Below are 9,853 nucleotides of genomic sequence, written 5' to 3' on the forward strand. Positions count from 1 at the left end.
GGTGAAACCACCATCGAGGAGGCCGGCTGGGCGCTGTTCCGGCTGATCCTGGACACCGCGTCCGGGCGGACGAAGCCGTGGGCCGAGCGGTGGGGGATCGGCAATGCGCTGGCGTTGTTCAACCCGGCGCCGGTGACGTGACCATTCCGTTGCAGACGAAACGGAATGGTCTGCCGCATCACCCGAAATGCAGCACCACCACCGAAAAATCATCCGCCAGCGGACCCGGTTTCGCCGCCGCCCGCACGGCCTGGTAGATGCGCCGGCTCTCCGTCGAACCTGTCGAGGCCGAGGCGATGATCGCCTGCAGGTCCTCGATCCGCCAGGTCGATCCGTCCGGCTGCTCGATCTCGAACGCGCCGTCGCTGAACACATAGAGCCGGCTGCCCGGATCGACCGCGATCTCCTGCGCCGGCCAGGGGCGGGGCGGCAGCATGCCGATGGACGGCGCCTTCAGCCATACCGGCGCCGGCGACGGGGCTGACGGCGCCGTCAGCAGCGCCGGATGGTGCCCCGCGCAACAGAAGCGCAGCGTCCGCGTCGCCAGGTCGTAGACGAAGTACCACAGCGTCAGGATCATCCCGCCGTGATGCTCCATCGGGAACATCGCGTTCAGCCCCGCCGCCACCTGGCCCGGATCGCGGAGTTCCACGCCGGGCAGCGCCCGCCGCCGCAGCGTGTTGGCCACGTTCACCGCGTGCAGCCCGGCGCCGATGCCGTGCCCCGAGACGTCCAGCAGGAACCCCGCCAGCGTCGTGTCGTCCAGGAACTGGTAGCCGAACGCGTCTCCGCCCAGCTCCGACGACGGCACGTAGAACCATTCCACCCGCACCGGCCCCTCGACGATCGGTTCGGGCAGGATGGCGCGCACGTAATCGACGGCCTGGCGCAGTTCCTCGTTCAGCCGCGCCTCCTGCTCCAGCTCCCGCAGGTCGCGCTGTTCGTAGCGCAGGACGAAATGGGCGATGGCGACCTGTGTCCCGTTGGTCAGCGGGGTCGGCCCCTCGGCGCGGTGTCCGGCGACGAAGGTGCCGTTGGTGGAGCCGAGGTCGAGCAGCACGACCGCGTCATCCTGCTGCCGCACGCGGCAATGCTGGCGGGACACCTCGGCGACGGGGAACTGGATGTCGCAGGCGGGGTGGCGGCCGATCGTGACGCCTGCTTCCGTGACCTTCACCCGGTGCGTCCGGCCGTCGCGGGTGAAGGACAGGAAATGGCCGACCGGCGCGGGCGCGACCGCCGGCGCCGGTTTCCGCATCAAGGTCTGTTCCAGCGCGTCGGGCGCGTCGTCGGCCGCCATCGATGCTCCGTGGCAACTTCAAGAGAATGTCTTGATAGTGTCACAATCCGTTCATTTACAAAAGCCAATCCAGGTGCGATTGCATGCAATTATCGTGATCGTCTCGCTTCCAGCACGGAACGGAACCAGCCCATGCCCATGACGGTGGTGGAACTCGACAATGGGGTGACGAAGGTCGCCATCAGCGGCCGCATCGACGTGGCCGGCGCGCAGGAGATCGACCTGCCGCTGAACGTGGTCGGGGGGTCCCGCCGCGCCGTGGTCATCGACCTGGTGGAGGTCAGCTTCATGGCCTCGATGGGGTTGCGCGGCCTGGTCATGTGCGCCAAATCCATCCACAGCAAGCGCGGCAAGGTCGGCATGTTCGGCCCGCGTGCCGAAGTGGAGGAGGTGATCCGGACCATGGGCATCGACGAACTGATCCCGCTGTTCGCGTCCGAAGCCGAGGCGATCGCGCTGGTGACCGCCGTTTGATCGCGCTGGATCCCGAACTTCGCCTGACCCCGGCGCTGGCGGACCTCGCCCGCGTCTATCCCTGGCTGGACCAGGTCGCGGCCGGCAGTCCGGCCGCGGTCCTGTCGCGCATGCACGTCGCGCTGGAGGAGGCGGTCGCCAACGCGGCCCTGCACGGTTTCCCCGGTGGCAGCGACGGCCACATCGTCCTGCGGGCCCTGCGCCGGGGCGACCTGATGGTGCTGGAGGTCGAGGATGACGGCATCCCCTTCGATCCGACCCAGGCGGCGGTCCGCGCACGGGCGAGCCGTCTCGAAGAGGCCGAACCGGGCGGCTGGGGGCTGGGCCTGATCCGAGCGTTCACGACCTCGATCGGGTATGAGCGGCGGGGTGGCCGGAATGTCTTGCGGCTGGGCTTCTTCCTGACCGGGGGAGCAATGACCGGGGGAACAATCGCGTGAAGCGACCGGTGTTCTGACCGGTCCACGGAAACCTGTATTCGTTCGAATATTCGAGACAAACCGGCGATTGGGACGCCAAACGTCCTGGTTGTGCCAGGATAGTCAACCGCAACGCAACGATCCGGGTGGCTTTCGCCGCCTGGAATGCGTCGGAGCGGCAACACGTAATAGTTTGTCATAGATTAACCGTTGCGTTTATACCCGGTCCGCGCAGACCCTTGGCGCGTTAAGATGCAGAACCGATTGTCAGAGGCAGGAAACGGATCTTGAACCACGCCCACCCTTCCAGCGCGTCCGCCGTCAAACACGCTTTGTCGGGGACGGGCGTCCAAAGTTTGCGACCTGTCCACAGCAATCAGACGGCTCCGGCCCTGGTCGCCGAGGCGATCCGGCGCAAGGAAGGCCGCCTGTCCGTGGACGGCGCCTTCATGGTGCAGACCGGCGTCCACACCGGCCGCTCGGTGCAGGACAAGTTCGTGGTCGACGAACCCTCGGTGACCGGCGACGTCTGGTGGGGCAAGATCAACCAGCGCATGCCGGTGGACCGGTTCAACGCGCTGAAGCACCGGGTGCAGGCCTACCTGCAGGGGCAGGACCTGTTCACCCAGGACCTCTATGCCGGCGCCGACCCCGAACACCGCGTCCGCGTCCGCCTCGTCACCACCCAGGCCTGGAACGCCCTGTTCGCCCGGAACATGTTCATCCGCCCGCCGCGCAAGGAACTGGCCGGGTTCGAGCCGGATTACGTCATCCTGCACGCGCCGCTGTTCCAGACCGATCCGATGGTCGACGGCGTCCGCTCCTCCACCACCATCGCCCTGTCGTTCGAGCAGAAGATGATCGTGATCGCCGGCACCGAGTACGCCGGCGAGGTCAAGAAATCGATCTTCACGGTGATGAACTGGCTGCTGCCGGCGAAGGGCGTGATGCCGATGCATTGCAGCGCCAATGTCGGCAAGGACGGCGACGTCGCGCTGTTCTTCGGCCTGTCCGGCACCGGCAAGACGACCCTGTCCTCGGACCCGGAGCGCGCGCTGATCGGCGATGACGAGCATGGGTGGGGACCGGGCGGCACGTTCAACTTCGAAGGCGGGTGCTACGCGAAGGTCATCAACCTCTCGAAGGAGGCCGAGCCCGAGATCTTTGCCGCAACGCATCGTTTCGGTTCGGTATTGGAAAACGTGATCGGCGACGATTACGGCAAGCTGGACCTGGCCGATGCCAGCCTGACCGAGAACACGCGGTCCTGCTATCCGGTCGAGTTCATTCCCAGTGTGGAACTGTCCGGCCGCGGCGGTCAGCCCAGGAACGTCTTCATGCTGTGCTGCGACGCGTTCGGCGTCCTGCCCCCCATCGCGCGGCTGACGCCGGAGCAGGCGATGTACCACTTCCTCTCGGGCTACACCGCACAGGTCGCGGGCACGGAAAAGGGCCTGGGGTCGGAGCCGAAAGCGACCTTCAGCACCTGCTTCGCCCACCCGTTCCTGCCGCGCAAGCCCGAGGTCTATGGCCGCATGTTCGCCGACCTGATCGCCCGGCACGGCGCGACCTGCTGGCTGGTGAACACCGGCTGGAGCGGCGGCGCGTTCGGCACCGGCAAGCGCATGAGCATCAAGATCACCCGCGCCCTGCTGGCCCGCGCGCTGGACGGGTCGCTGAACCAGATGGACTTCTCGAAGGAACCGTATTTCGGCCTGTCGATCCCCACCAGCGTGCCGGGCATCCCGTCCGAGGTCCTGAACCCCCGGCAATCCTGGGCCGACAAGGCGGCGTACGACCGCACCGCGCAGGGCCTGATCAAGCGGTTCGAGGAGAACTTCGCGGCCTTCGAGTCCGCCGTGGGCGACGACGTGAAGGCCGCCGCGATCCGCGCGGCGGCCTGACGTCCCTCGTCGGGCTGGCCCCCGCCGGCGTCGGGACCAGCGTTGTCCTGGCCGGCCGGGCCCGCAACGGGCCTCATGACACGGGACCGCTGCCGGGCTCTCCCCCCATATCGGATTAGCCGTATGGGATTGGCCATATGGGATTGGCCATATGGGATTGGCCATGACCTGGGCGGCCGACAGGGTTATGCTGCATTGCAGCGAAACCCAGGGGTGGTCCCATGCCTTTCTCGCTCGCAGGAAAACGCGGCCTCGTCGTCGGCATCGCCAACCATGAAAGCATCGCCGCCGGCTGCGCCCGGGCCTTCGTCAATGCCGGCGCGACGCTGGCGGCGACCTATCTGAACGCCAAGGCGGAGCCCTTTGTCCGCGTGGTGACGGACTCCCTGGCCTGCGACCTCGTGCTGCCGTGCGACGTCCGCGTCCCCGGCCAGTTGGAGGCCGTCTTCGAGACGATCCGCACCGGCTGGGGCCGCCTCGACTTCCTGCTGCACGCCGTCGCCTTCGCCCCGCGCGAGGACCTGCACGGCCGCGTCGTCGACAGCAGTGCCGAAGGGTTCGGCATCGCAATGGACATCTCCTGCCACTCCTTCCTGCGCATGGCGCGCCTGGCGGAGCCGCTGATGACCGGCGGCGGCTGCCTGCTGACCGTGACCTTCTATGGGTCGGAGCGGGTGGTCGAGCACTACAACCTGATGGGTCCGGTGAAGGCGGCGCTGGAGAGCGCGGTGCGCTATACGGCGGCGGAGCTGGGGCCGAAGGGGATCCGCGCCCATGCGATCTCGCCCGGGCCGATCCGCACCCGGGCGGCGAGCGGCATCGAGCAGTTCGACGAGCTGATGGTCCGGGCGGCGGCGCAGGCGCCGGAAAGGCATCTTGTGGACGTCGACGATGTCGGGGCGCTGGCGGCGTTTCTGGTCGGCGACGGGGCGAAGCACATCACCGGCACGGTCATCCCGGTGGATGGCGGCCAGCACCTGATGGCCTGAAGCCTGAAGCCTGACGGCGTCGCGTCCGCTCGCGCATCACGCCTGGATCGCGCGCGTCAGGAATCGCGCGCATCAGGGATCGCGCGGTCCAGGCCTGCGGCGAGTCCGTTTCGGGTCGGCGTGCGCTGGCCGGACGCTTGTATATCCGCCTGTCATGACGTGGCCTGGCACGCCGTTTGCTGGACTCCCGCTGCATAGCAGAGGGGCCGATGACGATGTCCAGAACGCCGTTCCACCTCGCCTGGTTCATCTCCAAGGGATACGGGCCCAAGGCCTGGCGGATGCCCTGGGGCGGCCCCAACCCGCATGCCTGGGTCAAGCCCGACCTGTTCATCAACCTGACCCAGGCGCTGGAGCGCGCGTGTTTCGACTACGTGATGATCGAGGATTCCTCGAACATCCCTTACACCTACAGGAATTCCCACGACGTCTATGTGCGCTATGCCTGTGATTCGCCGAAGCTCGACCCCTCGGTCCTGGCGCCGTTCCTGATCCAGGCGACGTCGCGGATCGGCGTCATCACCACGCTGTCGACCACGGAGTACAACCCGTTCCTGCTCGCCCGCCTGACCAACGCGCTGGACCATGTCAGCGACGGACGCTCCGGCTGGAACGTCGTCACCGGCAGCAATGACGGCGGCGCCCAGAACTTCGGCCTGGAGCGGCAGTTCCCCCACGACGAGCGCTACGAGATGGCGGACGAGTATGTCGAGCTGGTCTGCAAGCTGTGGGAATCCTGGGAACCGGACGCGATGGTGATCGACCAGGCGGCCGAGGTCTTCGCCGATCCCGCCAAGGTCCATCCGGTTCACCACGAGGGGCGGTATTTCCGCTCCCGCGGGCCGTTGTCGGCGCCGCGGGCGCCGCAGGGGCGGCCGGTCATCTGCCAGGCCGGCGGATCGGCACGCGGCCGCAGCTTCGCCGCCCGCTGGGCCGAGACGATCATCGCCAAGGCCGGCAGCGTGGCCGCGATGAAGTCGTTCCGCGACGACGTCCGCGCCCGCGCCGCCGGCTTCGGCCGCGACCCGGACCAGATCAAGGTGCTGTTCCAGATCACCCCGATCGTCGACGCGTTCGACGACGTCGCCCAGGAACGCCGCAAGGCCATCGCTCGGGAGGCGCTGACGCATGCCGAGTTCCACCTGGCGTCGCTGTCGCGCCTGACCGGGATCGACTTCTCCAAGTTCGACCTCGACGAGGTGCTGCCGGACCTGAAATCCAACGGCCACCAGACGATCGCCGCGGCGTGCAGCGGCAAGACCCCCAGGCAGTTGCTGGAAGGATCGCTGTCCCTGAAGGACATCGACCCCACCGGCACGCCCGACAGGGTCGCGCACGTGATGTCCGAGATCATCGAGGAGGTCGGCGGCGACGGGTTCCTGTTCACCTATCCGGAACTGACCCGCCGCTACATCACCGAGATCGCCGACGGCCTGGCCCCGGCGCTGCAGAAGCTGGGGGTCCACCGCAAGGCCTATCGCCACGGCATGCTGCGGGACCACCTGCTGGAATACTGACGCCGCGCCCTTCACAGCGCCTCGGCCGCGGGCCAAGGTCGGCGGGCAACAGCCGAGGCAGCCCATGTCGAGCACCGCGTCGATCCCCACCGAGAAGCACCCCGCGTTCGGCCGGCGCGGGATGGTCATCACCAACCACCCGCTCGCCTCCGCCGCCGGCGCCGAGATGCTGGCCGCCGGCGGCAACGCCATCGACGCCGCGGTCGCCGCGCTGTTCGCCCTGACGGTGGTGGAGCCGATGATGGTCGGCATCCTGGGCGGCGGCATGGCCCATATCCGGCTGGCGGACGGCACCCACACGGTGATCGACGGGCAGAGCACGGCCCCGCTGGCGACCGGCCCGACCGTCTACACCCCCGATCCGGACGCGATGCCCGGCACCATGGACACCATCGGCCGGCGCAACGCCGTCGGCCCCACCGCCGTCGCCACGCCCGGCAACCTGATGGGCTGGCTGCAGGCCTTGGAACGGCACGGCACGTTCAGCCGAGCGGATGTGATGGAGCCGGCCGTGCGGCATGCGTCGCGGGGGTTCCGGGTGACCCGGTACCTGCACGAATGCGTCTCGGACTGCGCCGCCGACCTGCGCCTCGATCCCGAGATCGCTCGGCACTACCTGCCGGATGGCGCGCCGATCGCCCCGGGCGCGCGGCTGGTGACCGGGGACTACGCCGAGACGCTGCGCGCCATCGCGCGGGAAGGCGCGGGGTTGCTGTATGGCGGGGCGCTGGGCCGGCGGTACGCGGACCATACGGCGAAGGCCGGCGGGTATCTGACCCAGGCGGACCTGGACGCGGTCCGGACGGTCACGCGCGCGCCGGTCCGCGGCACCTATCGCGGGCATGAGATCATCGGGCCGCCGCCGCCGTCCTCGGGGCCGCTGCACATCATCCAGATGCTGAACATCCTGGAGGGCTACGACATCGGCGCCCTGGGCTTCGGCAGCGCCGACACCGTCCACCTGCTGGCCGAGGCGCTGAAGATCGCCTTCGCCGACCGCGCGGCGGCGACCGCCGACCCGGCCTTCGTCAAGGTGCCGGTGGAGAGGCTGCTGTCGAAGGACTATGCCGCCGCGCGCCGGTCCCGGATCGGCATGGCCCGCGCCCAGGCCTGGTCGGCCGAGGTGGCGCCGGAAGGGTCCGCCTACACGACCCATGTCACGGTGGCGGACGGGATGGGCAACGTGGTCGCCTCGACGCAGACCATCAACAGCCTGTTCGGCGCGCGGTACATGGTGCCGGGCACCGGGATGATCCCCAACAACTACATGTTCGTCTTCGATCCCCGGCCGGACCGGGCGAGTTCGGTGCAGCCGGGCAAGCGCGTGACGTCGTCGATGTCGCCGGTCATCGTGCTGCGGGACGGCAAGCCGGCCTATGCGCTGGGCCTGCCGGGCGGGCTGCGCATCTTCCCCTCGGTGATGCAGGCGCTGTCCAACCTGATCGACCACGGCATGACCGTGCAGCAGGCGGTGGAGGCGCCGCGCGTCTGGACCCAGGGACATGCGCTTGAAATCGAAGGCGGAATCGGCGACGCCGTGTTCGCGGACCTGCTGGCGCGCGGCCACGACGCGGTGCGGGTCGGCAACGTCGCCGGCGGCATGAGCGCGATCCGGTTCCACCCGGACGGCATGCTGGAGGGGGCCGCCTGCTGGCGGGCCGACGGCACCCCGATCGGCATCGGCGGCGGCCTCGCGCGGCCCGGCGTGCGGTTCCGGCCGGAGGCGCGGCGGTAGCCGGCGCGCTGCCGGCCGGTGGGCGTGATCCGAACCTGTCCCGCGCCCGCCGAAACAGGAAAGGCGACCAACATGAAGAAGGGCGAGACGACCAAGACCGAAGACCCGTCCCGGCTGATCGATGCCAGGATCGCGGAACTGGACGACTGGCGGGGCAAGACGCTCGCCCATGTCCGAGCGCTGGTGCGGCAGGCGGTCCCCGGTGTGGTCGAGGAGTGGAAATGGCGCGGCGTGCCGGTGTGGTATCGCGACGGCATGATCTGCACCGGCGAGACCTATAAAAACGCCGTCAAGCTGACCTTTGCCAAGGGCGCGGCGCTGAAGGACCCCTCAGGCCTGTTCAATGCCAGCCTGGACGGCAATGTCCGGCGCGCGATCGATCTCCATGAGGGCGACGTGCTGGATGAGCAGGCGTTCAAGGCCCTGGTGCAGGCCGCCGTCGCGCTGAACCGGGGCAGGGGCCCATGAGATCGTCGACGTGACGATGGCGGAGGCGTGGATGGCCGACGTGCAGGTAGCCGGGGTCGTCCCGCATGACCATCGGAAGTCGGATCGGTGACGGCCCCTAGAGCCCCGCTGCCACCTCGGCCCGCGCTGCCGCACGTTCGGCGGCGAGGCGGGCCTCCTGGAACTGCTTGAAGGCTTCGTTCCAGTCCAATCCCATCGCCGTCGCGTAGTCGGTGATCTCCTGGACCTCCGCGGTCACCGTGGGGTCCTTCTCGGCGGCGTCCATGATGGCCTCTATATCCGCCGGCAGGGCCGCGGTCATGCCCGACAGGTCACCGCCCGGCCCAGCCGCCATGCCGGCCGGCGCTGTCGCGGTCTTCGGCTTGGCCGGCGGTTCGGCCTTGCGTGCCGGGCGCTCGGCCGCGTCGCGGGCGTTGGCGATCCGGTCGACCTCGGCGTGCCGCGCCGCCCGCACTTGCTGCAACCGGCGTTCGGTCCGGTCCGCCGCGCGGGTCAGCGCCAGCGCGCCGCTGCGCAGCCGCATCACCTGGTTGATCGTCAGGTTGGGATTGACGGCCTGGGCCAAGGCCTCGCCGGCCTGCAGGTTGAAGGTGATCAGCAGCGCGCAGAGACGGAATTCCTGCTCCGTCTGCGGGTCGTGGCCGCGCATGAGGTCCCCGGCGGCCTGCCAGGCTTCGTCCATGTTGCCGTCGGCGCCTTTGAGGAGGTGGACGGCGATGTAGTGGAGGATGGTGCGAAGGAAAGCGGGGGGAAGGTCGAGGATGGACATGGGGGCCTGTAGGATGGGGTTGCCCATCTATAGGTCAATATTCCGTATCATGTCAAGGAATTTCTCTTTGGTCCCAATTGCACTGGTCGTAAAGCTGAAATGAGGAACGTAGACCCAATAATGCGATTTATAACACACCCAAAATTTGATTTCCTAAGTCGTCATATCACGGGTGATCCTCTGCTTTGGCAAGGATAAGCGTGTGTTATGAGCTGGAACTAGGCCTACTGATGGTCAATCCTAACATCTTTCATCCGGAACGGCACTCTGATGGAATC

At 68.2% G+C, this 9,853-nt stretch carries 9 protein-coding genes; 7 read left to right on the forward strand and 2 right to left on the reverse strand.

From position 1 onward, the window contains the following. Positions 1-178: 178 nt before the first annotated feature. Positions 179-1,300, reverse strand: a complete 1,122-nt coding sequence (locus tag VHB27_RS18765; protein WP_325603346.1) for a PP2C family protein-serine/threonine phosphatase — start codon at positions 1,298-1,300, stop codon at positions 179-181. A 132-nt stretch (positions 1,301-1,432) separates the two neighbouring features. Between VHB27_RS18765 and VHB27_RS18770 the strand changes: the two genes are divergently transcribed. The 7 genes from VHB27_RS18770 (at position 1,433) to VHB27_RS18800 (ending at position 8,806) form a co-directional block, all read left to right on the forward strand. After that, positions 1,433-1,774: an STAS domain-containing protein gene (locus VHB27_RS18770; RefSeq protein WP_325603348.1), complete on the forward strand. Its 342-nt coding sequence runs from the start codon at positions 1,433-1,435 to the stop codon at positions 1,772-1,774. Continuing rightward, positions 1,771-2,214: an ATP-binding protein gene (locus VHB27_RS18775; RefSeq protein WP_325603350.1), complete on the forward strand. Its 444-nt coding sequence runs from the start codon at positions 1,771-1,773 to the stop codon at positions 2,212-2,214. Before VHB27_RS18770 ends, VHB27_RS18775 begins: the two co-directional genes overlap by 4 nt. A 266-nt stretch (positions 2,215-2,480) precedes the next feature. Then, a complete protein-coding gene (locus tag VHB27_RS18780) occupies positions 2,481-4,097 on the forward strand; it encodes a phosphoenolpyruvate carboxykinase (protein WP_325603352.1) in 1,617 nt (538 codons plus the stop codon). Positions 4,098-4,318: 221 nt separating this feature from the next. Further along, positions 4,319-5,086: an enoyl-ACP reductase FabI gene (gene fabI, locus VHB27_RS18785; protein ID WP_325603354.1), complete on the forward strand. Its 768-nt coding sequence runs from the start codon at positions 4,319-4,321 to the stop codon at positions 5,084-5,086. Positions 5,087-5,295: 209 nt separating this feature from the next. Beyond that, positions 5,296-6,603, forward strand: coding sequence for an NtaA/DmoA family FMN-dependent monooxygenase (locus VHB27_RS18790; RefSeq protein ID WP_325603356.1), 1,308 nt, complete (start codon positions 5,296-5,298; stop codon positions 6,601-6,603). Between the two features lie 64 nt (positions 6,604-6,667). Then, entirely contained in the window at positions 6,668-8,338 is a 1,671-nt protein-coding gene (gene ggt / locus VHB27_RS18795) for a gamma-glutamyltransferase (protein WP_325603358.1), read from the forward strand. Positions 8,339-8,410: 72 nt separating this feature from the next. After that, a complete protein-coding gene (locus tag VHB27_RS18800) occupies positions 8,411-8,806 on the forward strand; it encodes a DUF1801 domain-containing protein (protein WP_325603361.1) in 396 nt (131 codons plus the stop codon). Positions 8,807-8,903: 97 nt separating this feature from the next. Here VHB27_RS18800 and VHB27_RS18805 read toward each other — a convergent pair whose 3' ends face one another. Beyond that, positions 8,904-9,602: a hypothetical protein gene (locus VHB27_RS18805; protein WP_325603363.1), complete on the reverse strand. Its 699-nt coding sequence runs from the start codon at positions 9,600-9,602 to the stop codon at positions 8,904-8,906. Positions 9,603-9,853: the final 251 nt, after the last annotated feature.

Source organism: Rhodopila sp. (assembly GCF_035548235.1).
GTDB lineage: Bacteria > Pseudomonadota > Alphaproteobacteria > Acetobacterales > Acetobacteraceae > Rhodopila.

Bases quoted from the DNA above. Each gene is read 5' to 3' on its own strand.
- VHB27_RS18765 (WP_325603346.1), bottom strand. From the start codon at position 1,300: ATGGCGGCCGACGACGCGCCCGACGCGCTGGAACAGACCTTGATGCGG.
- fabI (WP_325603354.1), top strand. From the start codon at position 4,319: ATGCCTTTCTCGCTCGCAGGAAAACGCGGCCTCGTCGTCGGCATCGCC.
- VHB27_RS18805 (WP_325603363.1), bottom strand. From the start codon at position 9,602: ATGGGCAACCCCATCCTACAGGCCCCCATGTCCATCCTCGACCTTCCC.
- VHB27_RS18790 (WP_325603356.1), top strand. From the start codon at position 5,296: ATGACGATGTCCAGAACGCCGTTCCACCTCGCCTGGTTCATCTCCAAG.
- VHB27_RS18800 (WP_325603361.1), top strand. From the start codon at position 8,411: ATGAAGAAGGGCGAGACGACCAAGACCGAAGACCCGTCCCGGCTGATC.
- VHB27_RS18770 (WP_325603348.1), top strand. From the start codon at position 1,433: ATGCCCATGACGGTGGTGGAACTCGACAATGGGGTGACGAAGGTCGCC.
- ggt (WP_325603358.1), top strand. From the start codon at position 6,668: ATGTCGAGCACCGCGTCGATCCCCACCGAGAAGCACCCCGCGTTCGGC.